Below are 25,455 nucleotides of genomic sequence, written 5' to 3' on the forward strand. Positions count from 1 at the left end.
GAGGTTCGTCAGGGTGCGGGGCTGGTCAGGGGTGTGGACGGTTGGGGGTGTGGGGCCGGGCCTTGCTGGCAGGTCGGGCACCAGTACGTGGGGCGTTCCCGGGAGCCGTCGCCCTGGTTCGCGGTGCGGATCGAGGTGCGGCAGCGCAGACAGGGGCGGGGTGCGCGGCCGTACACGTACAGGTTCTGGTCGCGGCGGCCCGTGGTGCTGCGGACCGGGCGGTCGCGGTTGGCTTCGAGGATCTTCTTGGCGAGGGCGGGCAGACGGGCGGCGTGTTCGGCGGGGAGGTCGCCGATGGGGAGCCAGGGGGTCGCGCGGAGCAGGAAGCAGAGCTCGCTCTTGTAGATGTTGCCGATGCCGGCGAGGTTGCGCTGGTCGAGGAGGGCCTCACCGAGGGGGCGGGCCGGGTCGCGCAGGAGGTTCGACAGGGCCTTGTCGGGGTCCCAGTCCGGGCCCAGGAGGTCGGGGCCGAGGTGTCCGACGGCTCGTTCCTCGTCGGTGGTGCGGAGCAGATCCAGTACGGGGAGCCGGTAGCCCACGGCCGTCCGGTCGGCGGTGCCGAGGATCACCCGGATCTGGTGGCCCGGGCCGCCGCTCCAGCGCTCGCCCGGGGCGTACACCTTCCAGGAGCCGTCCATCCGAAGATGCGAGTGCAGGGTCAGGCCGCCCTCGATACGGGTGAGCAGGTGCTTCCCGCGCGGGGTGACGTCCAGGACCGTGCGTCCGGTGAGGTCGGCCGTGGCGTACTTGGGCACCCGGAGGTCGGAGCGGGTGAGCACGTGGCCCGCGAGCGCGGTGTGCAGGCGCCGGGCGGTCTGCCAGACCGTGTCTCCTTCGGGCATGGGGTCCAGGGTGGCATGGGGCGGGCGGGGTGTCTTGTGTGGCGGGGAAGGCCGGGGAGGGGACCGGGAGGGGACGACGGGCCGGCGTTGGGCGGGTGGGCTTAAGCGCGGAGGCGCAGCCCTCGTGGGGTCGCGTGGAAACCGGCTCCTTCCAGGAGGGTGCCGAAGGCGGATGTCAGCGCGGAGGCACCGTTGACCCGCTCCACCGTGACCGTGCCGAGGGATCCCGCGCGGGCGGCTGCGGCGAGTGCCTCGGCGGCTGTTCGCAGGCGTGGGTCGTGGAGCGGAGAGTCATCGGGAGGCGAACTGTCGGAGGGCGAGCCGTCGAGGGTGGACGGCCAGGCGAGGAGTGTCTTGCCGCCGCGCTCCATGTAGAGGGTCAGCTCGCCGTCCACCAGCACGACCAGGGAGCCTGCCTTGCGGCCCGGTTTGTGACCGGCGCCGGTGGGGGGCTCGGGCCAGGGGAGGGCCGCGCCGTAGGCGTTCGCGGGGTCGGCGGCGGCCAGCACGATGGCGCGGTTGCCGTTGCCCGCGCGGGTACGGGAGGCGGGGCCTCCTGGGAAGGCCTGCGGGGCCGTACGGGGGGTGTCGGCGAAGGGGGGTGGATATCGATGATCGGTGCTGGGCGTCAGGGCGCCGGGGGAGGGCGTTCCGGAACCGTCGCGCAGGGAGTACGGGTCGTGGTCCGACCGGAAGTCGTCAGGGGCGGCGAAGCCTGTGCTGTCGTCGAAGAGGTCTGGGTGTTCGCTGGGACCGTCGGCATGGCCCGGCGTGCGTGCGCTCTGGTGACCGCCGGGCAGGGGCATGCCCGGGAACCCGGGCTCGGGCAGGGCCTCGCCCCGTTCGCGGGCGTTGGCCGCAGCACGCAGCCGGTCCACCGCGCCGTCCATCGCGAACTGGGCGGCGCCGAGCCCCTCCACCACATAGCCGCGGCGGGCCTGGCCGCTCTCCTCGAAGGCGGACAGGATGCGGTAGACGGCGGAGAAGCCGCCCTCCACGCCCTCAGCGGCGACCGCGCCCCGGGTGACCACGCCGTGCCGGTCGAGCAGGGTGCGGGCCAGGGCATGGGCGCGGACCGTGGCGTCGGGTTCGAGGCCGGGGAGCAGTGACCAGCGGCCCGCGACGGTCGGCGGGCCCGTCCGGGACTGGGGACGTGCGGCGGCCGTCAGGCTTCCGTACCGACCGCGGGGCACGGTGCGTTTCGCGCGGTGGGCGGTGGAACCGGCGGTGCGGCCCGAGCCGAGGAGAGAGCGCATCGGGCCGAGCGTGTCGTTCGTCAGACGGCCCGACCAGGCCAGGTCCCAGATGGCGTCGGCGAGTTGGGGATCGGTGGCATCTGGGTGCGTGGTGGCGCGGATCTGGTCGGTGATCTGGCGGAAGAAGAGGCCGTAGCCCCCGGAGAGGGCGTCCAGGACCGACTGGTGGAGCGCGGTCAGCTCCAGGGGATGCGGGGGCGGCAGAAGGAGGGGAGCTGTGTCCGCCAGGTAGACGGACACCCAGCCGTCCTTGCCGGGCAGTGCGCCCGCTCCGGCCCAGACGACCTCTCCGGCGGCGGTCAGCTCGTCGAGCATCGCGGGGGCGTAGTGCGCGACGCGGGACGGCAGGACGAGCTTCTCCAGCGCCGACGCGGGTACCGATGCGCCCTGCAACTGCTCGATGGCGCGCACGAGTCCGTCGATGCCGCGCAGGCCGTGCCCGCTGCCCAGGTGCTGCCACTGCGGCAGGAACTGCGCCAGCGCGGCGGGCGGCACCGGCTCCAGCTCGTGGCGCAGCGCGGCCAGCGAACGGCGCCGCAGCCGGCGCAGCACCGTCGCGTCGCACCACTCCTGGCCGATCCCCGCAGGGTGGAACTCCCCCTGTACGACACGGCCGGCCGCGGCGAGCCTCTGCAGCGCCCCTTCGGTGACGGCCGGACCCAGCCCGAAGCGGGCCGCCGCCGCGGTCGACGTGAACGGGCCGTGCGTGCGGGCGTACCGGGCGAGGAGGTCGCCGAGCGGGTCCTTGACCGGTTCGGTGAAGGCCTCCGGGACGCCGACCGGCAGCGCGGTGCCGAGCGCGTCACGCAGCCGGCCCGCGTCCTCGATCGCCGCCCAGTGGTCGGCCCCGCCGATCCGGACCCGGATGGCGCGGCGGGCCGAAGCCAGGTCCTGGGCCCACTCCGGTTCGGCGCCGCGCTCGGCCAGTTCGGCGTCGGTGAGCGGGCCGAGCATCCGAAGGAGGTCCGCGACGCTTTCGGCGTCCTTGGTGCGGCGGTCCTCCGTGAGCCACTGGAGCTCGCTCTCCAGTTCCGTCAGGACGTCGGCGTCCAGGAGTTCGCGCAGCTCCGCCTGGCCGAGGAGCTCGGCGAGCAGACGCGAGTCCAGCGACAGGGCCGCGGCGCGCCGCTCGGCGAGCGGGGAGTCTCCCTCGTACAGGAACTGGGCGACATAGCCGAACAGCAGTGACCGGGCGAAGGGGGACGGTTCCGGTGTCGTGACCTCGACGAGCCGCACCTTGCGGGACTCCAGGTCACCCATCAGTTCCGTGAGGCCCGGTACGTCGAAGACGTCCTGGAGGCATTCGCGGACCGCTTCCAGAACGATGGGGAAGGAGCCGTACTCGCTGGCCACCTGGAGCAGTTGGGCGGCGCGCTGGCGCTGCTGCCACAGGGGGGTGCGCTTGCCGGGGCTGCGGCGCGGCAGGAGCAGGGCGCGGGCGGCGCACTCACGGAAGCGGGACGCGAACAGGGCGGAGCCGCCGACCTGGTCGGTGACGATCTGATTGACCTCCCCCTTGTCGAACGCGACGTCCGCCGCGCCGATGGGGGCCTGCTCCGAGTCGTACTCCGTACCCAGCTTGGTGGGTTCCTGGTCGAGCAGGTCCAGGCCCATCAGGTCGGCGTCCGGGAGGCGCAGGACGATGCCGTCGTCGGCGTGCATGACCTGGGCGTCCATGCCGTACCGCTCGGAGAGGCGGGCGCCCAGTGCGAGGGCCCACGGGGCGTGCACCTGGGCGCCGAAGGGTGAGTGCACGACGACCCGCCAGTCGCCCAGCTCGTCACGGAAACGCTCGACGACGATGGTGCGGTCGTCCGGGATGTGGCCGCAGGCCTCGCGCTGTTCGGCCAGGTAGGACAGGACGTTGTCGGCGGCCCAGGCGTCCAGGCCCGCCGCGAGGAGGCGGAGGCGGGCGTCGTCCTTGGGCAGCGATCCGACCTCGCGGAGGAAGGCGCCCACCGCGCGGCCCAGTTCGAGCGGACGTCCGAGCTGGTCGCCCTTCCAGAACGGCAGCCTGCCCGGCACACCGGGGGCGGGGGACACCAGGACGCGGTCGCGCGTGATGTCCTCGATGCGCCAGGAGCTGGTTCCGAGCGTGAAGACGTCTCCCACGCGGGACTCGTAGACCATCTCCTCGTCGAGCTCGCCGACCCGGCCGCCGCCCTTCTTGGGGTCGGCGCCGGCGAGGAAGACCCCGAAGAGGCCGCGGTCGGGGATGGTGCCGCCGGAGGTGACGGCGAGGCGCTGGGCGCCGGGGCGGCCAGTGACCGTACCGGTGACGCGGTCCCACACCACACGAGGCCGCAGCTCGGCGAAGGCGTCGGAGGGATAGCGGCCCGCGAGCATGTCGAGCACCGCCGTGAACGCCGACTCCGGAAGCGACGCGAAGGGGGCCGCGCGGCGGACCGTGGTGAGCAGGTCGTCGACCTGCCACGTGTCGAGCGCGGTCATGGCGACGATCTGCTGGGCCAGTACGTCCAGGGGGTTGGCGGGGATGCGGAGGGACTCGATGGAGCCGGTGCGCATCCGCTCGGTGACCACGGCCGCCTGGACGAGGTCGCCCCGGTACTTGGGGAAGACCACTCCTGTGGAGACCGCCCCGACCTGGTGGCCCGCACGGCCCACGCGCTGGAGGCCGGACGCCACGGACGGCGGTGACTCGACCTGGACGACGAGGTCCACCGCGCCCATGTCGATGCCCAGCTCCAGGCTGGACGTGGCGACCACCGCGGGCAGCCGGCCCGCCTTCAGGTCCTCCTCGACGAGGGCGCGCTGCTCCTTGGAGACCGAGCCGTGGTGGGCGCGGGCGATGACCGGCGGGGCGCCCTGGGCCGCGCCCGAGCCGCCCATCAGCTCGGCCGGTGAGTGGTGCTCCTCCAGGGACTCGCCCGTCGCCCTCTCGTACGCGATCTCGTTGAGCCGGTTGCAGAGGCGCTCCGCCAGACGGCGGGAGTTGGCGAAGACGATCGTCGAGCGGTGGGACTGGACCAGGTCGGCGATCCTCTCCTCGACGTGCGGCCAGATCGAGGGGCGCTCGGCTGCCGTGTCGGAGTCCGCGACGGGGGAGCCGCCGAGCTCGCCCAGGTCCTCGACGGGCACGACTACGGAGAGGTCGAATTCCTTGCCGGACGGGGGCTGGACGATCTCGACCTTGCGGTGGGGGGACAAGTAGCGGGCGACCTCGTCCACCGGGCGGACGGTGGCGGAGAGGCCGATGCGGCGGGCCGGCTTCGGAAGCAGCTCGTCCAGGCGCTCCAGAGTGAGGGCGAGGTGGGCGCCGCGTTTCGTACCCGCGACCGCGTGCACCTCGTCCAGGATCACCGTCTCGATGCCCGTCAGCGCGTCGCGCGTGGCCGACGTGAGCATCAGGAACAGCGACTCCGGGGTCGTGATCAGGATGTCCGGCGGGCGGGTGGACAGCGCGCGGCGCTCGGCCGGCGGGGTGTCGCCGGAGCGGATGCCGACCTTCACCTCGGGCTCGGGCAGGCCCAGGCGCACCGCCTCCTGCCGGATGCCGGTCAGCGGGCTGCGCAGGTTGCGCTCCACGTCGACCGCGAGGGCCTTGAGCGGTGATACGTACAGGACCCTGCAGCGCTTCCTCGGGTCGGCCGGGGGTGGGGTCGAGGCCAGCTGGTCGAGGGCCGCGAGGAACGCGGCCAGGGTCTTGCCCGAGCCAGTGGGGGCCACGACCAGCACGTCCGAGCCCTCGCCGATGGCTTGCCATGCTCCGGCCTGGGCCGCGGTGGGCGCGTCGAAGGCACCCGTGAACCATGCACGGGTTGCTTGCGAGAAGCCGCTCAGGGCTCGGTGTGCGGAGCTGACCATGCGTCCATCCTGCACCCGGGCACTGACAACGGCGCTGACCTGCGGAGGGATCGGTCGGGAGGGATCGGCTGCGGGCCGTCGTCCGTGCGCCTGCCGCCTTGGAGGGATCGGGGCCGGCAGCTGCGGGTCGTGGGGTGTGCCCGTCTCGTGTTTGCCCCGATGGCGGAGAATGGGGGGTATGGCTGGAGCTGGGAAGGAGCGGGCTCGGCACTGGCAGTTTGCGGAGTTGCCCGGTGTCGATCTGCTGCGGGCTCGGTATGTGCAGAAGACCTTTGTCCGGCATACGCACGAGAACTTCGTCATCGCCGCCATCGCCGACGGTGTCGAGGTCTTCCATCACGGTGGGGCGGACCAGTACGCGGGAGCCGGCTCTCTGGCACTGGTCAATCCCGATACACCGCACACCGGGCGGGCAGGGGTTCCTGAGGGCTGGCGGTACGGGGCCGTCTATCCGTCGCCGGAGCTGGTGGCGGAGATCGCTGCTGAGACCACCGCCCTTCGTGGTACTCCGGGGTTCGTGAGCCCGGTCATCGATGATCCGTATGCCGTGATGCTGGTTCATCAGGTGCTGCGGGCCGCCGAGGAGGGCAACGCGCTGGCTGCCGACACGTTGTTGCGCGTCGCCGTGACCCGGTTGCTGCGGGTGAACGGCGGGCCGCTGCCGGAGCGGGTCCCGCGGACCGCGGGAGCCGGGGTCGCGGCACGCGCGCGTGCCGTTCTCGAGGAGCGGATCGTGGAGCCGCCCACTCTGGAGCGGCTCGCCGGTGATCTCGGGACCAGTCCCTTCGCGCTGTTGCGCGCTTTTCGGGACGCCTATGGGATGCCCCCGCACGCGTGGCTGACCGATGTCCGGGTACGGCGTGCGCGTCGGTTGCTGGACTCGGGGGTCGCGCCCGCGGAGGCGGCCGTCGCGGTGGGGTTCACGGACCAGCCGCACCTCAATCGGCACTTCACGCGGATCGTGGGAGTGCCGCCGGGCGCGTATCAGCGCGAGCGCAAGAACGTACAAGAATCTCGGCGGGAGATTCTCGTACCGTCCGGGGCGTGGCAGAACATGCAGCTCTCGCAGACATACGCAGTGAAGACGGCGGAAAACCCGACGCCGCCGTCGTACGAGACGCCCTCGGAGTCGGGGTGGCCGTCGGACTGTCCGGTTTCGCCTTCGGGGTGACCTCGGCGGGCAGCGGGCTCACGCTGCTGCAGACCTGCGCACTGAGCCTTCTGGTGTTCACCGGCGCCTCCCAGTTCGCCCTGGTGGGGGCGCTGGCCGGAGGAGGCAACCCCTTCACGGCCGCGGCGGGCGCGTTCTTCCTGGGGGTGCGCAACGCCTTCTACGGGCTGCGGCTGTCGCAGTTGTTGGCCCTCCCGCGCGCGGTGCGGCCGTTCGCCGCCCAGTGGGTCATCGACGAGACGACCGCCGTGGCCCTCGCCCAGCCCACGCGGCGCAGCGTGCGGATCGGCTTCACCGTCACCGGGCTCACCCTCTACGTGCTGTGGAACCTCACCACGCTGCTTGGCGCGCTGGGCGCCGACGCCATCGGAGACACCGACGCCTGGGGCCTGGACGCGGCCGGACCCGCCGTCTTTCTGGCGCTGCTCGCGCCCATGCTCAAGACCACCACGGAGCGGGTTGTCGCGGGGATCGCGGTCGTCCTGGGGCTCGGGCTGCTGCCCGTCCTGCCTGCCGGTGTTCCCGTCCTGGTGGCCGCGCTCGCCGCCCCGGCCGTCCTGTGGGCGGAAGGGCGTCGTCGGGCGCGTACCGGACCGGCCGAAGACGACGACACAGTGGAGGAGGGGCGTTGAACATCTGGATCGCGATCGGCCTCACCGCCGTTGGTTGTTACGCCGTCAAGCTCATCGGGCTGCTGATCCCTGCGGGCCTGCTGGAGCGACCGCTCGTCCAGCGGCTCGCCGCTATGCTGCCCGTCGCCCTCCTGGCCGCCCTCACGGCCCAGCAGACCTTCGCCGACGGACGCGTCCTGGTGCTGGACGCGAAGGCGGCGGGGCTTGCCGCGGCTGCGGTGGCACTGCTGCTGCGGGCGCCGTTCCTGCTGGTCGTCGCTGCGGCGGTGCTCGTCACGGCGGGGGTGCGGGCGATGGCCGGCTGAGGAGGGGGCGGAGTGAGGGGACATTGGGCTGAGGTGACGTTGGGCTGAGGAGGGGGCACGCGCGCGTGTGCCCCCTGAACCAGGTCCCGTCGGCCCGGGCATCCCGGGAGCGTCAGCCGACGGGCAGTCCGTAGGCCCGCAGGGTGCGCAGGGCCTCGATCGTCACGATCGGGCGGGCCTCCAGGGCCGTACCCGGTGCCCACTTTCGCCGGCGGACCGGCCAGCCGCCGTCCTCCTGCTGTCGGCTCAGCAGGTACTCCAGGGAGCCCGTCATCTCGGCGTCGGTGAACCACGCGCGCGCGAGCGAGCCCGGGGTCTTCGCGTAGTCGTACGCGAAGTGGTGCTCTCCGGACGCGTAACCGGGGGCTACGGGGAACGCGTCAGGACGCGCCGGGTCCAGCGCCGCGAGCCGGTGCTCGCGGACCAGACGGCCGAGCCGGTCGGCGGCGGCCTCCGCGCGCGGGCGGTCGGGCGCCGAGTCCAGGAAGGTCACGGCGGCCTCGATCTCGTACGGATGCGACTTGTCCAGGGACTCCACCGCCTGCCAGCAGAAGTCGGTGGCCCTGAAGAGCCAGGCGTGCCAGACCTCGTTGCGGTGCAGCAGGCCGACTACGGGGCCGGTGGCGAGGAGTTCGCTGGGCGGGTTGTCGACGATCGGCAGGGAGGGCGCCGCCGGATATCCGCGCTGGCTGGGATGGATCGTCGGCAGCGCGCCGTCCTGCGTCGACACGGAGGTCAGATAGCGGCACATGCGCTCCACCCGCTGCCCGCCGCAGCGCCCGATCGAGTCCAGGACGCGCAGTGCGTGCCCGGTGTGCAGGGGCTGGCTGACCGGGCCGCGCAGATCGGGTTCCAGCGCGTGGCCGTACCCGTCGTCCTCGTTGCGGTAGGCGGACAGCGCGGTCTCGACCGCGTCGGCACCGCCGCCCAGGAAGTGGTACGCGAAACGACGCTGCTCCAGCACGCGCGCGGTGAGCCAGAGGAAGTGCTCGGCGCGGGCGAGGGGGGTGTGCGCCGGGGGCGTCGGGGGGAGTGGGGAAGCTCCTGTTTCGGCCATGAGTCAGACCGTAGGACGGAAAGCGTTCTCGGCAAGCGGTCCCGGCTCGGGCCCACTCTCAGGGGCGGGATACTGGAGTCATGCGGTTGACGGTCTTCTGGCAGCGGATGGCGGATCACTTCGGAGCGGGGTACGCCGACACCTTCGCGCGCGATCATGTGATGTCGGAGCTCGGCGGACGCACGGTGCGGCAGGCGCTGGACGCGGGCTGGGAGGCGAAGGACGTGTGGCGCGCGGTGTGTACGGCGGTGAACGTTCCCTACGAAAACCGCTGACGGGCCACGAAGATCCGGGGGCGGGGGTCGATTGTCGGAGGTGTGGGCGAGACTTGGTCCGTGGCATCGACAGATGAGACCGCGCACGTCGGTCAGCAGGCTTCCCCGCTCGGCACGACACCTCCCAGGCCCCCGGCCGGGGGTGCGGCCGAGACGGGTGCCCGCATGCCGCGCTGGCTGCCACGGGCCATGGTGCTCGCCCTCACTCTCATCGCCTGTTTCCAGCTGGGCAGTTGGGCTTTCCACGAGCTGACCGGGCTGCTGATCAACATCCTGATCGCGTTCTTCCTGGCGCTCGCCATAGAGCCCGCGGTGAGTTGGATGGCCTCGTTCGGCATGCGCAGGGGCCTGGCCACCGGGATCGTCTTCCTCTTCGTGATGATCGCCAGCGCGGGCTTCGTCACGCTGCTCGGCTCGATGCTCGCGGGACAGATCATCGACATGGTCGAGGACTTCCCGAAGTACGTCGACTCGGTGATCAGCTGGATCAACACGACCTTCCACACGGAGCTCAGCCGCGTCGACATCCAGGAGGGCCTGCTGCGCTCCGACTGGCTGCGGAAGTACGTGCAGAACAGCGCGAGCGGTGTCCTGGACGTGTCCACACAGGTGCTGGGCGGGCTCTTCCAGCTCCTGACGATCACACTGTTCGCCTTCTACTTCGCCGCCGACGGCCCGCGGCTGCGGCGCGCCCTGTGTTCCGTACTGCCGCCCGCCCGGCAGGCCGAGGTGCTGCGCGCGTGGGAGATCGCCGTCAACAAGACCGGCGGTTATCTGTACTCGCGCGGGCTGATGGCCCTGATCTCCGGCATCGCGCACTACATCCTGCTGGAGTCCCTCGGCGTGAACTACGCGCCCGTGCTCGCCGTCTGGGTGGGTCTGGTCTCGCAGTTCATCCCCACCATCGGTACGTACCTCGCGGGCGCCCTGCCGATGCTGATCGCCTTCACGGTCGACCCCTGGTACGCGCTGTGGGTGCTGATCTTCGTCGTGGTCTACCAGCAGTTCGAGAACTACGTGCTGCAGCCCAAGCTGACCGCGAAGACCGTGGACATCCACCCGGCGGTCGCCTTCGGGTCGGTCATCGCGGGCACCGCCCTGCTCGGCGCGGTCGGCGCGCTGATCGCCATCCCGGCGGTCGCCACGCTGCAAGCCTTCCTGGGGGCCTACGTGAAGCGGTACGACGTCACGGACGACCCCCGGGTCCACGGCCGCCGCGTGCGGGGCACGAGCACCCTCCTCGCACGCATACGACGCGCGCTGAAGGGGCCACGGGAAGCGCGGACGGCGGAGGACGAAGAACCTCGCGACGCTTCGTAGCGCGAACCCGCGACGCCTCGTAGCGCATCCGGCGCGGCGCCCGTACGCCCGTGGAAACAGCCGGAAGCATGGCTCGCGACACGCTCTCGCTGAAGCGCGTGGTGCGCTTGACACCAAAATCGAACATCCATTCTGATGGAGGCTCCGGCGAAGCCCGAGACGGGACGTCGACGGGGATTTTGGTGGAGAAGCGCCCGAGTTATCCACAGGCCGGACGGGCGTCGGGGCGCATTGTCAGTGGCAGGCGTTAGCGTCTTTGACGTGAAGCGATCGACACAAGCAAATCGGGTGGAACCAATGGCAGCAGGCACTGACCGCGAGAAGGCGCTCGATACCGCACTCGCACAGATTGAACGGCAATTCGGGAAGGGTGCGGTGATGCGCCTCGGCGAGCGGCCGAACGAGCCCATCGAGGTCATCCCCACCGGGTCGACCGCACTCGATGTCGCCCTCGGCGTCGGCGGTCTGCCGCGCGGCCGAGTCGTCGAGGTGTACGGCCCGGAGTCCTCCGGCAAGACGACCCTGACCCTGCACGCGGTGGCGAACGCGCAGAAGGCCGGCGGCCAGGTCGCCTTCGTGGACGCGGAGCACGCCCTCGACCCCGAATACGCGAAGAAGCTCGGCGTCGACATCGACAACCTGATCCTGTCGCAGCCGGACAACGGCGAGCAGGCTCTGGAGATCGTGGACATGCTGGTCCGCTCCGGCGCCCTCGACCTCATCGTCATCGACTCCGTCGCCGCGCTCGTCCCGCGCGCGGAGATCGAGGGCGAGATGGGCGACTCGCACGTGGGTCTCCAGGCCCGGCTGATGAGTCAGGCGCTCCGCAAGATCACCGGCGCGCTGAGCCAGTCCGGGACCACCGCGATCTTCATCAACCAGCTGCGCGAGAAGATCGGCGTGATGTTCGGCTCCCCGGAGACCACGACCGGTGGCCGGGCGCTCAAGTTCTACGCCTCGGTGCGGCTCGACATCCGCCGTATCGAGACGCTGAAGGACGGCACGGACGCGGTCGGCAACCGCACCCGCGTCAAGGTCGTCAAGAACAAGGTCGCCCCGCCCTTCAAGCAGGCCGAGTTCGACATCCTCTACGGGCAGGGCATCAGCCGCGAGGGCGGCCTGATCGACATGGGCGTGGAGAACGGCTTCGTCCGCAAGGCCGGCGCCTGGTACACGTACGAGGGCGACCAGCTCGGACAGGGCAAGGAGAACGCGCGCAACTTCCTCAAGGACAACCCCGACCTCGCCAACGAGATCGAGAAGAAGATCCTGGAGAAGCTGGGCGTCGGTGTGAAGCCGGAGAAGCCCACCGCCGAGCCGGGCGCGGACGCGGCGGTGTCGGCAGCGTCGGACGAGGCCGCGAAGACGGTTCCCGCTCCCGCAGCCAAGGCCGCCAAGCCCAAGGCCGCGGCGGCCAAGAGCTAGTCCGTGACACGGCGAACCGACTGGGCCGAGTACGTCCACCCCGCCGCCTCCGAAGGGAAGAGGCGCGGGGGTGACAGCGACACGGCCGGAGACAGCGACAGGGCGTACGACGCTGACGGGCCGTACGGTCTCGGGGCCTGGGACGCCGAGGCTGGGTACGGCGATCCGGAGGGGGACGGACGGCCGGACGACGGTCCGCGCCGCGATGACGGTCCGTACCGCGGCGACGGTCCGCGGGACGGTGACACCACGCCGAGCGGCGGCTCGCGTCGCGGCTCCGGCCGGCGTGGTGACGATGGCCGGTCGTACGGGGGCGACGCGCCGCAGGGTACGGGGGAGCGGGGCGCCGGAGCCCCGCGCGGTGGCGGCCGTGGTGGACGTGGCCGCGGTCGGCGGCGTGGTTTCGGCGAATCGCCCGCCGACGGCGACCCACAGGACGGAGGCCCCTCTGCCTCGTCGAGGGCCGAGAAGGGGGAGCCCCCAGGGGACCCGGCTGAGCGGGCGCGGGGCATCTGTTTGCGCCTGCTCACCGGGACCCCGCGCACGCGGAAACAGCTCGCGGACGCGCTGCGCAAGCGCGAGATCCCGGACGACGTGGCGGACGAGGTGCTCTCCCGCTTCGAAGAGGTCGGGCTGATCAACGACAGTGCCTTCGCGGACGCGTGGGTGGAGTCCCGGCACCACGGCCGGGGCCTGGCCCGGCGGGCGCTCGCCCGGGAACTGCGGACCAAGGGCGTGGACTCCGCACTGATCGACGAGGCCGTCGGACAGCTCGACTCCGAGCAGGAGGAGACGACCGCGCGCGAGCTCGTCGCCCGCAGGCTGCGCTCCACGCGCGGCCTCGACCGCGACAAGCGGATACGACGCCTCGCGAGCATGCTCGCCCGCAAGGGCTACTCCGAAGGCATGGCCCTCAGAGTGGTCCGGCAGGCGCTGGAGGAAGAGGGCGAGGACACGGAGTTCCTCGACGACGGCGAGGGGTTCTGAGACGGGCCCTTGAGGAGGCGTGGGGCTGCCTCCGAGCCGACTGGTTCGGAGGCTGAAGCTGCCTCCGGGCCGACCGGTTCCGGGCCCCGGGCACGGTGGACGCGCGGGGGCGCCCATCGCATCCGGGGCCGGGATGGGCTGGCGCGGGGCGCGGGGCGCGGGGCAGGCCAGGGAAGGGCGGAGGGGGCTGGGTGGGGTGCGGGGTTCCGGCGCCGATGCCGACCCGCCGACGCCGGCGTCCGCGCCGGAGAACCCCGCCGCCCCCCGACGATCGGCAACTCCCCGCTGGGAAGCCTCCGTTGGCATGAGCGAGGTTGGTACGCATTGGTGGGGGCCCCTTACACGAAGGGGCCCCCACCGCTACATATGCCCAACTGGGCGCCGGAGTAAGCCGACAAGGGAGGCTTTGTGACTGGCGACTGAGGAAGAGGCCCGCCCGGTGCCCGGATCAGGAAGCCCGACCGGGAGCCTGACTGGAGGCATGAGCGGAGACCTGACTGGAGGCATGACCAAAAACCTGAGAAGCCACCGGTGGCTCGGCCACCGGCAGCCCAGCCTCCAGCGGCTCAGCCACCGCCAGCGCTGTCACCGGCAGGCCGCCCGCCCGCCAAGCCTGGAAGCCGCCCACCAGGTCTGTCGCTCGGTGCAGCCCCAACTGGCGCAGGGACGCGGCAGCCAGGCTCGACGCGTAGCCCTCGTTGCAGACGATCACGACGCGCAGGTCGTGGCTCGTGGCTTCGAGAGCGCGATGGCTGCCCTGGGGATCGAGCCGCCACTCCAGTTCGTTGCGCTCGACGACGAGGGCGCCGGGGATCAGACCGTCGCGCTCGCGCAGTGCCGCGTACCGGATGTCGACCAACAGGGCCTCGCCCGCCCGCGCGGCCTCGTGGGCGGCGTCGGCCTCGACCCGGTCGAGGCCCTCACGGACCCGCTCCAGCAACTTGTCGATTCCGACCGGGATTTCGGCACGTACGGAACCTTCGGCGGTCACTGCCAGTCCGCCGGGCGCTCGACCTGTTCAAGGCGCAGGACCTGGCCGCTGCGGCTGTAGCGGCGGATCTGCGGCAGCGGCGGGTAGTACGCGTGGACGGAGATCGCGTGCTCCTCCGTGGACTCGTTGAGCACCTCGTGCACGTGGTGCTGGCCGAAGGAACGGCCCTTGCCGGCCGGCAGCCGCCGTTCCCGGTCGATGCCCTCGGTCAGTTCGAGGGTCTTCCAGCCGTCGGTGGGCAGCCGGGCGGTGAGCGAGTGCTCCTTGAGCTCGCCCGACGCCGTGAGGAAGGCGCCGACCGACTCGGCGTGGTCGTGCCAGCCGGTGCCCGTCCCGGGCGGCCAGCCGATGAGCCAGGCCTCGCTGCCGCCGGGCCCTTCGAGGCGTACCCACGTACGGCCCTCGGGATCGAGCGGGAGAGAGGCGATCAGCTCGGCGTCGGCGGCCGTGCGCCGGACGAAGTCGAGCAGCTCGGCCTGCGTGGGGCCGGGAGCCGGAGCGGCGGCAGAGGCAGAGGGCGTCAGGGAAGCGGAGACAGACACGGGTACCGTCCTGGTGAGCGTTCGCGTGGAGCGCGCGGGAACGACGTCGGCGACGCGCGCGGGTGGAGAGGATGCGAATTCAGCAGGACGGGCGACACACGCAGCCCGCATAGCGGACGAGGTCCATATGGACCCTCCGCCACAGGCGCACACAGGTGTCGGTCACGATCCGGAGTACACCATGACGGTCCGGACCGGTCAACTCAGTGTCACCGACTGGACAGAGCGCGCTCAGGACGTCCCCGCCGCGGCCTCCGCCGTGGCCCGGGGGCCGCCCAGGGCCGCCTCCGCCGCCTCGTACAGATCCGCCGGGCGCACCCCGCTGAGCGCCGTGACCAGGTGTCCGTCCGGGCGGATCAGCAGCACCGTGTGAGCCGCCGCACCCGGATAGCTCTCGGCGACCAGCAGTTCGGCGTGGTGCGGCAGCGCGGTCACGGCCGCCGCGAGGCGCGGCATGATCCCGGCCGTCACCCAGTGCTTGCGCTCCCACACCCCGGTCCCCGGCGCGATCAGCAGGACCAGCAGCGCCCCGTGGCCCAGCCGGTCCCGCAGCCGTACGAAGGAACCGTCCTCCGCCGTCACCCGTACATCGGCGACCTGGTCGCCCACCGCCGTGCCGACCTCGGCCGACGACTCGGCGCGTGGAGGCGCGAGAGGCGAATCGGCGTACGCCCCCGGCGCGCCCAGCGGGCCGCGCCCCAGATGACCGTCGGTGAGCAACGAGTCATGGCCGCGGGCCGACCCGGGCACCGCGGAACGCAGTCCTCCGGCACGCAGTATCGGCAGCGCCTGGTCCGCGGCGCGCAGGCGCGCGGCGACGACCGCGCGACGCTCCACCTGGTAGCTGTCGAGCAACGCTTCATGCGGGCCGTGGTGCCAGGCGAGGGACAGCTTCCACGCGAGGTTGTCGGCGTCCCGCAGACCGTCGTCGAGGCCCTGCGTACCGAGCGCGCCGAGCAGATGCGCGGCGTCCCCGGCCAGGAAGACACGTCCGGCCCGCCACCGGCGCGCCAGCCGGTGATGCACCGTGTGGACTCCGGTGTCCAGCAGCTCGTACGGGGGTGTGGTGCCCCCGCTCCAGCCCGCGAGGGTCTCGCGGACGCGCGCCACCAGCAGATCCGGTGTGACCAGGTCCTTGCCCGGCGGCAGCAGCCAGTCCAGGCGCCACACGTCGCCGGCGAGCGGACGCGCGGTCACCTCCCCGGCAGAGGGGCCCGACGTCCGCCACGGCGGCATCCGGTGCAACAACGCCTCACCGGGCCACGGAAGTTCCGTACGCAGCGCGGCGACGGCGTGTCGCTCGACGGCGGTGCGACCGGGGAAGCGGATGTCCTGGAGCTTGCGCACCGTCGAGCGCGGTCCGTCGCAGCCGATCAGATAGCTGCCGCGCCACCAGGTGCCCTTGGGCTCGCGGGTGTGCGCCGTGACGCCCGAGGTCTCCTGCTCGATCGAGTCGAGGCGGCTGTCCACGGCGACCTTGACCAGCCGCTCGGTCGCGATCGAGGCCCTGAGCGCGGCGGTCAGTACGTGCTGGGGGACGTGCAGCGGCGCGGGCTCGTCGTCCCCGAACGTGATCTGCCGCATCACCTGCTTGCGCCGCATCGACCGCCATCCGGCCCAACGGAAACCGGCCTCGGCGAGCGGGAACCCCGTCAGCCGCTCGATCAGCGCGGTGGTGTCCTCACGCAGTACGACGGTCCGCGCGAGCCTCTGTTCGTCCTTGCCGGGACCCTCGTCCAGAACGATGGACGGGACCTCCTGGCGGGCCAGCGCCAGGGCGAGCGTGAGTCCGACGGGCCCAGCTCCGACGATGATCACCGGGTCCACGACGCGGCGCCCCCTGCCCGGAGAGGTGTGCCGAGAGTCTTACCGGGAGTGGCAGGTGGAGCGGGGTGCACGATCACAGAACGTATGCAACCCATTGCCGGTGCTTGCGTCAAGTGACGGAGGCAGTGGCGATCATGCCACTGCCTCCGGTTGCTCACATCTCGTCAGTTCTTCGGTGTGTGCGGGCCGTTCACGGACCCTTCTCGACCTCGTGGGTGACGTCCACGTGGTCGCCGGGTGCGCTGAGCTCGTCGACCGCGTCCACGCCGAGGACCGCACCGGTGGACTTCTTGCCGCGGCGCAGCCTGCCCTCCAGCCAGCCGGCGAAGGTGGTGAGGGCGAAGTTGATCACGATGTAGATCACCGCGACGATCGTGAAGCTGGCGATCACGTTCGCGCCGTAGTAGGCGCTCATCGGGCTGACGGCAGCCATCAGGTCGGGGAAGGTGAGGACCGCACCGCCGATCGCCGTGTCCTTCACGATCACCACGAGCTGACTGACGATCGCCGGCAGCATCGCCGTGACCGCCTGCGGCAGCAGGATGAACCGCATGACCTGGTTCTTGCGCAGCCCGACAGCCAACGCGGCCTCGGACTGTCCCCTGGGCAGCGACAGGATGCCCGCCCGGACGATCTCCGCGAGGACCGAGGAGTTGTAGAGCACCAGGCCGGTGACGACCGCATACAGCGGACGGTCGTCCGCGTTGACGTTCGTGTACTCGGAGAACAGTGCGAGGCCGAAGATCATGAGGACCAGCACCGGGATGGCGCGGAAGAACTCCACCACGAAGCCGGCCGGGACACGCACCCAGGCGTGTTCGGACAGTCGGGCGATGCCCAGGACCGCACCGAGTGGCAACGCGATGACCATGGCGAGCGCGGCGGCCTTGAGCGTGTTCTTGAGCCCCGGCCAGAGGTACGTGCTCCAGGCTTCGGTTCCGGTGAAGAAGGGCTTCCAGAGCACCCACTCCAGCTGGCCCTTCTCCTCCAGCATGTCGTACATCCACCACAGCACCGCGGCGAGGGCGGCGATGAACACCACGGAGAAAATGACGTTCCGCCGCTTGGCCCGCGGGCCCTGGGCGTCATAGAGGACCGAGCTCATCGCTTCACCGCCACCTTCTTGCTCACCCAGCCGAGGATCAGCCCGGTCGGCAGCGTCAGACACACGAATCCGAACGCGAAGACCGCGGAGATCAGGACGAGCTGTGCCTCGTTCTCGATCATCTCCTTCATCAGAGTCGCCGCCTCGGCGACACCGATCGCGGCGGCCACCGTGGTGTTCTTCGTCAACGCGATCAGGACGTTCGCCAGGGGACCGACGACCGAACGGAACGCCTGCGGCAGCACGACCAGCGTCAGCACCTGCGTGAAGTTCAGGCCGATGGCACGCGCCGCCTCCGCCTGGCCGACCGGCACCGTGTTGATGCCGGACCGCAGCGCCTCACACACGAACGCCGATGTGTACATGATCAGGCCGAGTACCGCGAGCCGGAAGTTGGTCGTGGCGATCTGGTCCGAGCCGAGGGTGACCTCGAACGTCTGGTTGAGGCCGAGTGACGTGAACAGGATGATCACGGTGAGCGGGATGTTCCGCACGATGTTGACGTAGGCGGTACCGAAACCGCGCATGAGAGGCACCGGACCGACCCGCATGGCGGCCAGCATGGTTCCCCAGATCAAGGAGCCGACGGCGGAGAGGACGGTGAGTTGCACCGTCGTCCAGAAGGCTTCCCACAGGTCGTAACCTTCAAGAAAGTCGAACACGATCTCCCGCGCTTCCGCGTGTGGGGAGGGGCCTTCCTGACAGGTGCGCCGCCCCGGAGGACGGCGCACCTGTCAGGTCAGGTCCCGCTTCACTTGACGATGTTGCCGATCTTCGGGGCGGGCTCGTTCTTGTAGTTCGCCGGGCCGAAGTTGGCCGTCACGGCCTTCTCCCACGCACCGTCGGCGACCATCTTCTCGAGAGCCGTGTCGATCTTGGCCTTGAGGTCGCTGCCCGTCTTGACGCCGATGCCGTAGTTCTCGTTGGTCATCTTGAAGCCGCCGAGCTTGAACTTGCCCTTGAAGTTCGCCTGCGAGGCGTAACCGGCGAGGATCGAGTCGTCCGTGGTCAGCGCGTCGATGGCGCCGCTCTGCAGACCGGACAGGCAGGCCGAGTACGTCGGGTACTCCTGCAGCTGGGCCTTGGGGGCGAGCTTGTCCTTGACGTTCTGCGCCGAGGTGGAGCCCGTCACCGAACACAGCTTCTTGCTGTTGAGGTCCTTCGGCGTCTTGATCGAGTCGTCGTCGGCGCGGATCAGGACGTCCTGGTGGGCCAGGAGGTACGGACCGGCGAAGTCGACCTTCGCGTCGCGCTCGTCGTTGATCGAGTAGGAGGCGGCGATGAAGTCGACGTCACCACGCTGGAGCATGGTCTCGCGGTCGGCGCTCTTCGCTTCCTTCCACTGGATCTGGTTCGCGCTGTAGCCGAGCTGCTTGGCGACGTACGTCGCGACGTCGACATCGAAGCCCTCGTAACCCTGCGGCGTTTTCTGGCCGATACCGGGCTGGTCGAACTTGATACCGATGGTGATCTTCTTGCTGCCGCCGGAGCCGGTGTCGGCGCTGTCGCTGTCCTTGTCGTCCGAGCCGCAAGCGGTGGCAGTGAGGGCGAGTGCGAGGACGGCGGCCGAGGCGGCGGTGACCTTGCGGAGCTTCATGGTGAACATCCTTTGAGTGGTGAAGATGTGCGATCCGTCGGTGGCGGGTGACGTGGGTCGTCAGTGGTGCAGGATCTTCGACAGGAAGTCCTTCGCCCGGTCGCTGCGGGGGTTGCTGAAGAACTGGTCCGGCACAGCCTCTTCGACGATGCGTCCGTCCGCCATGAAGACGACGCGGTTGGCGGCCGAACGGGCGAAACCCATCTCGTGTGTGACTACAACCATCGTCATCCCGTCACGCGCAAGCTGCTGCATGACTTCGAGGACCTCGTTGATCATCTCCGGGTCGAGAGCCGATGTCGGCTCGTCGAAGAGCATGACCTTGGGGTCCATCGCCAGGGCCCGCGCGATCGCGACACGCTGCTGCTGGCCGCCGGAGAGCTGGGCGGGGTACTTGTCCGCCTGCGTGGCGACACCCACCCGGTCGAGCAGCCCGCGGGCCTTCTCCTCCGCGGCCTTCTTGTCCGCCTTGCGGACCTTGACCTGTCCCAGCATCACGTTCTCGAGCACCGTCTTGTGCGCGAAGAGGTTGAAGGACTGGAAGACCATGCCGACATCGGCCCGAAGCCGGGCCAGTTCCTTGCCCTCCTCGGGCAGCGGCTTGCCGTCGATCGAGATGTCTCCCGAATCGATCATCTCCAGGCGGTTGATGGCGCGGCACAGGGTGGACTTTCCGGACCCGGAGGGCCCGATGACCACGACGACCTCACCACGCGCGATCGTCAGGTCGATGTCCTGGAGCACGTGCAACGCACCGAAGTGCTTGTTGACGTTCTTCAGTACGACCAGATCGTCGGCCGCGGGTACGGCGTCCTTGGTCACCGATACTTCGGTCATCGGCCTCTTGCTCCGTCCTCCTCGGTTGCGGAGGACAGTAGTGATGCCGCACGACCAGCGTCATTACATCTGAGGGGAAATTGAGCATAACGATCTGGTAGCAACCGGACACTCTTCGTGAAGGCAGCGGCGGACACGTACCGGCTGCGTAACGGAAGTCGGCCGCGCCCCGAACATGCTTGACGCCGTCAGCGTCATCGGACTGACTTCCAGAGGGCACGCGCGCGTGCCCACGTCTATCCACCGAAAACGTACGACCGATGAACCGAAGGGGGCCGGGGTGAGACTGCTCCTCGTCGAGGACGACAACCACGTGGCCGCCGCTCTGTCCGCGGTCCTCGCACGTCACGGCTTCGACGTCACCCACGCCCGCAGCGGCGAAGAAGCCCTCCAGGCGCTCGTTCCCGAAGGCGCCGGCTTCGGAGTGGTGCTCCTCGACCTCGGCCTGCCCGACCAGGACGGCTACGAGGTCTGCGGCAAGATCCGCAAGCGCACCAGCATCCCCGTGATCATGGTCACCGCGCGCGCCGACGTGCGCTCCCGGATCCACGGCCTCAACCTCGGCGCCGACGACTACGTGGTGAAGCCGTACGACACCGGGGAACTCCTCGCCCGTATCCACGCCGTCAGCCGGCGCAACGTCGCCGACGAGACCGCTGCTCCCGGCGAGACCGCGCTGAACCTGGGTCCCGTACGGATCGAACTGCCCACCCGTCAGGTCAGCGTGGACGGTTCGGTTGTCCAACTGACCCGCAAGGAGTTCGACCTTCTCGCGCTCCTCGCCCAGCGTCCCGGTGTGGTGTTCCGGCGGGAACAGATCATCAGCGAGGTCTGGCGCACCAGTTGGGAGGGGACCGGCCGCACCCTGGAGGTGCACGTAGCGTCCCTGCGTTCCAAGCTGCGCATGCCGGCCCTGATCGAGACCGTGCGCGGCGTCGGGTACCGGCTCGTCGCGCCCGCCGCGTAGCGGGGCCAGGTGCGCGCACGTCTCCTACCGCTGCTCATCGTCCTGATGGCGGCCGTACTGCTCGCCCTCGGCGTCCCCCTCGCCGTCAGCCTGGCGGCCGCCCAGCAGCAGAAGGTGGTCGTCGACCGGATCGACGACACGGCCCGCTTCGCGTCCCTCGCACAGTTCGTCACCGACCCGCCCAAGGGGTCCCGGGTCGAGTCCTCGGACGAGCGCCTCAACACGCTCGGCAGGGAAGTCATCAAGTACAACGGGCTGTACGGCATCAAGGTCGGCGTGTTCTACCGCGACACGATCATGGCCAAGGCGCCCGTGGACTGGTACATCCCCGAGAAGGGCGAGGCCCGCGACGCCTTCGACGAGGCATTCCAGAGCCGCCGCAGCCACGACCCCGCACAGGTCTGGCCGTGGCAACGGGACCGTCTCGTCGTGGCGTCCCCCGTCATCCGGGACGGTGACGTCATCGCTGTCGTGGTCACCGACTCGCCCACCGGGCAGATGCGCTCGAAGATCCTGCGCGGCTGGCTGGTCATCGGCGCCGGCGAAATCGCCGCGATGCTCCTCGCGCTCAGTGCCGCGCTGCGCCTGACCGGCTGGGTACTGCGGCCCGTACGCGTCCTCGACGCCACCACCCACGACATCGCGACCGGCCGCCTGAAGTCCCGTGTCGCGGTCGCCGGCGGGCCGCCGGAACTCAGGCGCCTGGCCCGGTCGTTCAACGAGATGGCCGACAACGTGGAGGACGTGCTGGAACAGCAGCGCGCCTTCGTCGCCGACGCCTCGCACCAACTGCGCAACCCGCTGTCCGCCCTGCTGCTGCGCATCGAACTGCTCGCCCTGGAACTCCCCGAGGGCAACGAGGAGATCGCCTCCGTCCGCACCGAGGGCAAGCGTCTCGCGCAGGTCCTGGACGACCTCCTGGACCTCGCCCTGGCCGAGCACGCCGAGGCGGACCTGCGGCTCACCGACATCGGTGAGCTGACCGCCGAGCGCGTGGCGTCCTGGTCACCGGTCGCCGACGACAAAGGCGTACGACTGGTCGGGACCTGCCCCGCCACGACCGCGTGGGTCGATCCCGTCGCGCTCTCCAGCGCCCTGGACGCGGTGATCGACAACGCGCTGAAGTTCACCCCCGAAGGAGAGTCCGTCGAGGTCGAGGTGGCCTCCAACGGCCAGGTCTCGACCATCGTCGTCACCGACCTCGGTCCCGGACTCAGCGACGAGGAACTCAGCCGCGTCGGCGACCGCTTCTGGCGCAGCCCCGGGCACCAGAACATCAAGGGCTCGGGCCTCGGCCTGTCCATCTCCCGGGCCCTGCTCGCGGCGGGCGGCGGCTCCATCGCGTACGCGCACCACGAGCCGCACGGCCTGAAGGTGACGGTGAGCGTGCCGCGGACGGTGCCGGGAGCCTGAACGGCTGTGCGAGCGGTGCCGGGCCGTGCCTGTGCCGCCCGGCCTGCCGCCGCACGAACCGCTACGGCTTGACCGAGCGGTAGTAGCGGCTCGCACCCTCGTCCAGGTCGAGCGGATCGGTGTAGATGGCGGTCCGCAGGTCCACGCGCTGGGCCGCGTGCACCTCTTCGCCGATGCGGTCGCGACTGTTGATCACCGTGCGGGTCATCCCCTCGGTCAGCTCCGTGTCCGTCCCCGCCCGGGTCACGAGCAGGTTCGCCACCGCCACCGTCTCCACGGACTCCCCGGACTGGGCACGGGGATAGGCGTCCGCCGGCATGACGGCGGACCGGTAGTACTCGGCTTCCTGGCCTTGCTCGTGCAGCTTCTCCACGAGGCCGGCCTTGATGGGGACCAGCTTGATGTCGAACCTGTTCGAGAGGTCGGTCACGGCACCCGTCGGGAGCCCGCCCGACCAGAAGAAGGCGTCGATCTTCTTCTCCTCGAGCAGCTCCGGCATGTCTCCTATGCCGACGGACACCGGCTGGATGTCCTTGTCCAGATCGAGGCCGGCCGCTCTCAGCACATGCTCGGCGACGAGCCGCACCCCGGAACCGGCCTGACCCACCGCGACCTTCTTGCCCTTCAGCTGCCCGATGGTGTCCACGGAGGACGTCTCAGGGACGACCACGTGCACGTAGTCGTCGTACAGCCGGGCGCAGCCGCGCAGCAGATCCGCGCCCCGGCCGCCCTCCCGCTCGTACTTCGCCACCGCGTCGGCGGCCGCGATGGTGAAGTCGGCCTGCCCGGTGGCCACCCGCTGTACGTTCTCCTGCGAGCCGACGCTCTCCTGCAGCTCCACGTCCAGGCGCGGCATGTCCTTCGCGAGCGCCTCCTGGAGTAGCGTGCCGTACAGCTGGTACACGCCGGTCGGCGATCCCGTACTGAAGGTCACAGTCCCGCCCGGTGAGCTCTTGCCCAGGGGCAGCAGCCACCACAGGAGCAGCCCGAAGGCCACGAAGGCGGCGGCCGAACCCTGCAGGGCCCGGCGCCTGCCGATACGGGAAAATGCCTGGAACATGGGCGCGATCCTGCCAGCACAACGCCCACGATGACCAGGGCCGGGCTTCCCGGGGCGAGTGCCGCGGCCCGTACGTCACCGCACGAAGGGCGCCAGGGCCGGACGTACTCCGGGCACCGCCTACCCTTGTCGCATGAGCAGCAGCGACCGGAGCCCCGTAGTGGACCTGACGAGAACGTATGAAGTACGCACTTACGGATGTCAGATGAACGTCCACGACTCGGAACGGCTCTCCGGACTGCTCGAGGACGCCGGATACGTACGCGCGCCCGACGGCTCCGACGGTGACGCCGACGTCGTCGTCTTCAACACCTGCGCGGTGCGGGAGAACGCCGACAACCGTCTCTACGGGAACCTCGGCAGGCTCGCGCCGATGAAGACGAAGCGGCCCGGCATGCAGATCGCCGTCGGCGGCTGCCTCGCCCAGAAGGACCGCGACACCATCGTGAAGAAGGCGCCCTGGGTGGACGTCGTCTTCGGTACGCACAACATCGGCAAGCTGCCCGTCCTCCTGGAGCGCGCCCGCGTACAGGAAGAGGCGCAGGTCGAGATCGCCGAGTCGCTCGAAGCGTTCCCCTCGACGCTGCCGACCCGCCGCGAGAGCGCGTACGCCGCCTGGGTCTCCATCTCCGTCGGCTGCAACAACACGTGCACCTTCTGCATCGTCCCGGCGCTGCGCGGCAAGGAGAAGGACCGCAGGACCGGCGACATCCTCGCCGAGATCGAGGCCCTGGTGGGCGAAGGCGTCTCCGAGATCACGCTGCTCGGGCAGAACGTAAACGCTTACGGCTCCGACATCGGCGACCGCGAGGCCTTCAGCAAGCTGCTGCGGGCCTGCGGGAAGATCGAGGGCCTGGAGCGCGTCCGCTTCACCTCGCCGCACCCGCGCGACTTCACGGACGACGTCATCGCCGCGATGGCCGAGACACCGAACGTCATGCCGCAGCTGCACATGCCGATGCAGTCCGGTTCGGACACCGTCCTGAAGGCGATGCGCCGCTCCTACCGGCAGGAGCGCTACCTCGGGATCATCGACAAGGTCCGCGCCGCGATCCCGCACGCCGCGATCACCACCGACATCATCGTGGGCTTCCCCGGCGAGACCGAGGAGGACTTCGACCAGACCCTGCACGCGGTCCGCGAGGCCCGCTTCGCGCAAGCGTTTACGTTCCAGTACTCCAAGCGCCCCGGCACCCCGGCGGCGACCATGGAGGGGCAGATCCCCAAGGAGGTCGTGCAGGCGCGCTACGAGCGTCTCGTCGCCCTCCAGGAGGAGATCTCCTGGGACGAGAACAAGAAGCAGGTCGGCCGCACCCTGGAGCTGATGGTCGCCGAGGGCGAGGGCCGCAAGGACGGGGCCACCCACCGCCTCTCCGGCCGCGCCGCCGACAACCGGCTGGTGCACTTCACCAAGCCCGACACCGAGGTCCGCCCCGGCGACGTCGTCACCGTCGAGATCACGTACGCCGCTCCGCACCACCTGCTCGCCGAGGGCGCCGTCCTCGACGTGCGCCGCACGCGCGCGGGGGACGCCTGGGACAAGCGCAACGCCGCCGAGGCCGTGAAGCCGGCGGGCGTCATGCTGGGGCTGCCGAAGATCGGGGCGCCGGAGCCGCTGCCGGTCGCCACGGGCAGCGGGTGCGGCTGCGACTGACGCGGCCGGGACTGACCGCGTCACGGGCCGGGAAGGGGTCCCTCATGCCGTACAGCGTGGAGTTCACCGAGCGCGCCGCACGCGTCCGGGACAGCCTTCCCGCCGAGCGCCGGGAGGTGCTGGACCGCGGGCTGGCCATACTGGTCGCCGACCCGCGCCACAAGCTCTCGCACGCCGTCGGCGGCGACGAGTCGACCCGCGAGATAGCCCTCTCCCGGAACCTGTTCGTCGAGTACGTGATCAGCGACGGCAAGCTCGTGGTGCTGCTCCTTACGGTCATCGACCTCACGGATGTGTTGATCGAGGAGTGACGTCCGGCGGGCGGGGTGTTGGGCGAGGCGTGGTGTTGGGCGGGCGTGGCGACGGG

At 70.5% G+C, this 25,455-nt stretch carries 22 protein-coding genes and 1 pseudogene; 11 read left to right on the forward strand and 12 right to left on the reverse strand.

Going from position 1 to position 25,455, the window contains the following annotated elements; genetic code table 11:
- Positions 1-8: 8 nt before the first annotated feature.
- Both ACN20J_RS35035 and ACN20J_RS35040 read right to left on the reverse strand, forming a co-directional pair.
- Positions 9-842: an Fpg/Nei family DNA glycosylase gene (locus ACN20J_RS35035; RefSeq protein WP_419667543.1), complete on the reverse strand. Its 834-nt coding sequence runs from the start codon at positions 840-842 to the stop codon at positions 9-11.
- Between the two features lie 101 nt (positions 843-943).
- A complete protein-coding gene (locus tag ACN20J_RS35040; RefSeq protein WP_419667544.1) occupies positions 944-5,923 on the reverse strand; it encodes an ATP-dependent helicase in 4,980 nt (1,659 codons plus the stop codon).
- Between the two features lie 178 nt (positions 5,924-6,101).
- Here ACN20J_RS35040 and ACN20J_RS35045 point away from each other — a divergent pair, with 178 nt between their 5' ends.
- From ACN20J_RS35045 to ACN20J_RS35055, 3 genes are read left to right on the forward strand one after another with little or no spacing between them, the layout of a single operon-like run.
- Complete coding sequence (locus ACN20J_RS35045; protein ID WP_364183659.1) at positions 6,102-7,094, forward strand: AraC family transcriptional regulator; 993 nt, start codon at positions 6,102-6,104, stop codon at positions 7,092-7,094.
- Positions 6,995-7,726 (forward strand): AzlC family ABC transporter permease, encoded by a 732-nt coding sequence (locus ACN20J_RS35050; protein WP_419669015.1) that lies wholly within the window; start codon positions 6,995-6,997, stop codon positions 7,724-7,726. The genes ACN20J_RS35045 and ACN20J_RS35050 overlap by 100 nt, the downstream gene beginning before the upstream one ends.
- Entirely contained in the window at positions 7,723-8,031 is a 309-nt protein-coding gene (locus ACN20J_RS35055) for an AzlD domain-containing protein (protein ID WP_419667545.1), read from the forward strand. The genes ACN20J_RS35050 and ACN20J_RS35055 overlap by 4 nt, the downstream gene beginning before the upstream one ends.
- 112 nt (positions 8,032-8,143) lie before the next feature.
- On the opposite strand, the gene ACN20J_RS35060 is transcribed toward ACN20J_RS35055, so the two are convergent.
- Positions 8,144-9,088 (reverse strand): hypothetical protein, encoded by a 945-nt coding sequence (locus ACN20J_RS35060; RefSeq protein WP_419667546.1) that lies wholly within the window; start codon positions 9,086-9,088, stop codon positions 8,144-8,146.
- A gap of 80 nt (positions 9,089-9,168) precedes the next feature.
- On the opposite strand from ACN20J_RS35060, the gene ACN20J_RS35065 reads away from it, so the two are divergent.
- The 4 genes from ACN20J_RS35065 (at position 9,169) to recX (ending at position 13,095) form a co-directional block, all read left to right on the forward strand.
- Entirely contained in the window at positions 9,169-9,363 is a 195-nt protein-coding gene (locus ACN20J_RS35065; protein ID WP_055618504.1) for a DUF3046 domain-containing protein, read from the forward strand.
- A gap of 60 nt (positions 9,364-9,423) precedes the next feature.
- Positions 9,424-10,683: an AI-2E family transporter gene (locus tag ACN20J_RS35070; protein ID WP_190226818.1), complete on the forward strand. Its 1,260-nt coding sequence runs from the start codon at positions 9,424-9,426 to the stop codon at positions 10,681-10,683.
- Positions 10,684-10,980: 297 nt separating this feature from the next.
- Positions 10,981-12,108 carry a recombinase RecA gene (gene recA, locus ACN20J_RS35075; RefSeq protein WP_189841060.1) on the forward strand — a complete coding sequence of 376 codons (1,128 nt, stop codon included), beginning with the start codon at positions 10,981-10,983 and terminating at the stop codon, positions 12,106-12,108.
- A 3-nt stretch (positions 12,109-12,111) separates the two neighbouring features.
- On the forward strand, positions 12,112-13,095 hold the full coding sequence (gene recX / locus ACN20J_RS35080) for a recombination regulator RecX (protein WP_419667547.1): 984 nt from the start codon (positions 12,112-12,114) through the stop codon (positions 13,093-13,095).
- Between the two features lie 580 nt (positions 13,096-13,675).
- Here recX and ACN20J_RS35085 read toward each other — a convergent pair.
- From ACN20J_RS35085 to ACN20J_RS35120, 8 genes and pseudogenes are all read right to left on the reverse strand, one after another.
- A pseudogene (locus tag ACN20J_RS35085) lies at positions 13,676-14,092 on the reverse strand (rhodanese-like domain-containing protein); the annotation flags it as partial.
- Entirely contained in the window at positions 14,083-14,628 is a 546-nt protein-coding gene (locus ACN20J_RS35090; protein WP_189841062.1) for a cysteine dioxygenase, read from the reverse strand. The gene ACN20J_RS35090 and the pseudogene ACN20J_RS35085, both read right to left, overlap by 10 nt.
- Positions 14,629-14,707: 79 nt before the next feature.
- Entirely contained in the window at positions 14,708-14,794 is an 87-nt protein-coding gene (locus ACN20J_RS35095) for a putative leader peptide (RefSeq protein WP_313960178.1), read from the reverse strand.
- Positions 14,795-14,859: 65 nt separating this feature from the next.
- Positions 14,860-16,455 carry an FAD-dependent monooxygenase gene (locus tag ACN20J_RS35100; RefSeq protein ID WP_189841063.1) on the reverse strand — a complete coding sequence of 532 codons (1,596 nt, stop codon included), beginning with the start codon at positions 16,453-16,455 and terminating at the stop codon, positions 14,860-14,862.
- Positions 16,456-16,645: 190 nt separating this feature from the next.
- The gene (locus tag ACN20J_RS35105; protein ID WP_189841064.1) at positions 16,646-17,560 is read right to left on the reverse strand and encodes an amino acid ABC transporter permease; all 915 of its coding nucleotides are present in this window, start codon (positions 17,558-17,560) and stop codon (positions 16,646-16,648) included.
- Entirely contained in the window at positions 17,557-18,222 is a 666-nt protein-coding gene (locus ACN20J_RS35110; RefSeq protein WP_189841065.1) for an amino acid ABC transporter permease, read from the reverse strand. The genes ACN20J_RS35105 and ACN20J_RS35110 overlap by 4 nt, the downstream gene beginning before the upstream one ends.
- Positions 18,223-18,311: 89 nt before the next feature.
- Entirely contained in the window at positions 18,312-19,157 is an 846-nt protein-coding gene (locus ACN20J_RS35115) for a glutamate ABC transporter substrate-binding protein (protein ID WP_189841066.1), read from the reverse strand.
- A gap of 60 nt (positions 19,158-19,217) precedes the next feature.
- Positions 19,218-19,994: an amino acid ABC transporter ATP-binding protein gene (locus ACN20J_RS35120; RefSeq protein ID WP_189841067.1), complete on the reverse strand. Its 777-nt coding sequence runs from the start codon at positions 19,992-19,994 to the stop codon at positions 19,218-19,220.
- Positions 19,995-20,274: 280 nt separating this feature from the next.
- On the opposite strand from ACN20J_RS35120, the gene ACN20J_RS35125 reads away from it, so the two are divergent.
- Both ACN20J_RS35125 and ACN20J_RS35130 read left to right on the forward strand, forming a co-directional pair.
- Positions 20,275-20,961, forward strand: a complete 687-nt coding sequence (locus ACN20J_RS35125; protein ID WP_055616841.1) for a response regulator transcription factor — start codon at positions 20,275-20,277, stop codon at positions 20,959-20,961.
- 9 nt (positions 20,962-20,970) lie between these two features.
- Positions 20,971-22,374, forward strand: coding sequence for a sensor histidine kinase (locus ACN20J_RS35130; RefSeq protein ID WP_361920229.1), 1,404 nt, complete (start codon positions 20,971-20,973; stop codon positions 22,372-22,374).
- Between the two features lie 61 nt (positions 22,375-22,435).
- Here ACN20J_RS35130 and ACN20J_RS35135 read toward each other — a convergent pair whose 3' ends face one another.
- Entirely contained in the window at positions 22,436-23,434 is a 999-nt protein-coding gene (locus ACN20J_RS35135; protein ID WP_190226826.1) for a TAXI family TRAP transporter solute-binding subunit, read from the reverse strand.
- Positions 23,435-23,567: 133 nt separating this feature from the next.
- Here ACN20J_RS35135 and miaB point away from each other — a divergent pair, with 133 nt between their 5' ends.
- Both miaB and ACN20J_RS35145 read left to right on the forward strand, forming a co-directional pair.
- On the forward strand, positions 23,568-25,088 hold the full coding sequence (gene miaB, locus ACN20J_RS35140; RefSeq protein WP_361920233.1) for a tRNA (N6-isopentenyl adenosine(37)-C2)-methylthiotransferase MiaB: 1,521 nt from the start codon (positions 23,568-23,570) through the stop codon (positions 25,086-25,088).
- Between the two features lie 44 nt (positions 25,089-25,132).
- Positions 25,133-25,399 (forward strand): hypothetical protein, encoded by a 267-nt coding sequence (locus ACN20J_RS35145; RefSeq protein WP_055616853.1) that lies wholly within the window; start codon positions 25,133-25,135, stop codon positions 25,397-25,399.
- The last annotated feature ends 56 nt before the right edge of the window (positions 25,400-25,455 follow it).

Source organism: Streptomyces sp. 2-1, assembly GCF_048564895.1.
Taxonomy (GTDB): Bacteria; Actinomycetota; Actinomycetes; order Streptomycetales; family Streptomycetaceae; genus Streptomyces; species Streptomyces phaeochromogenes.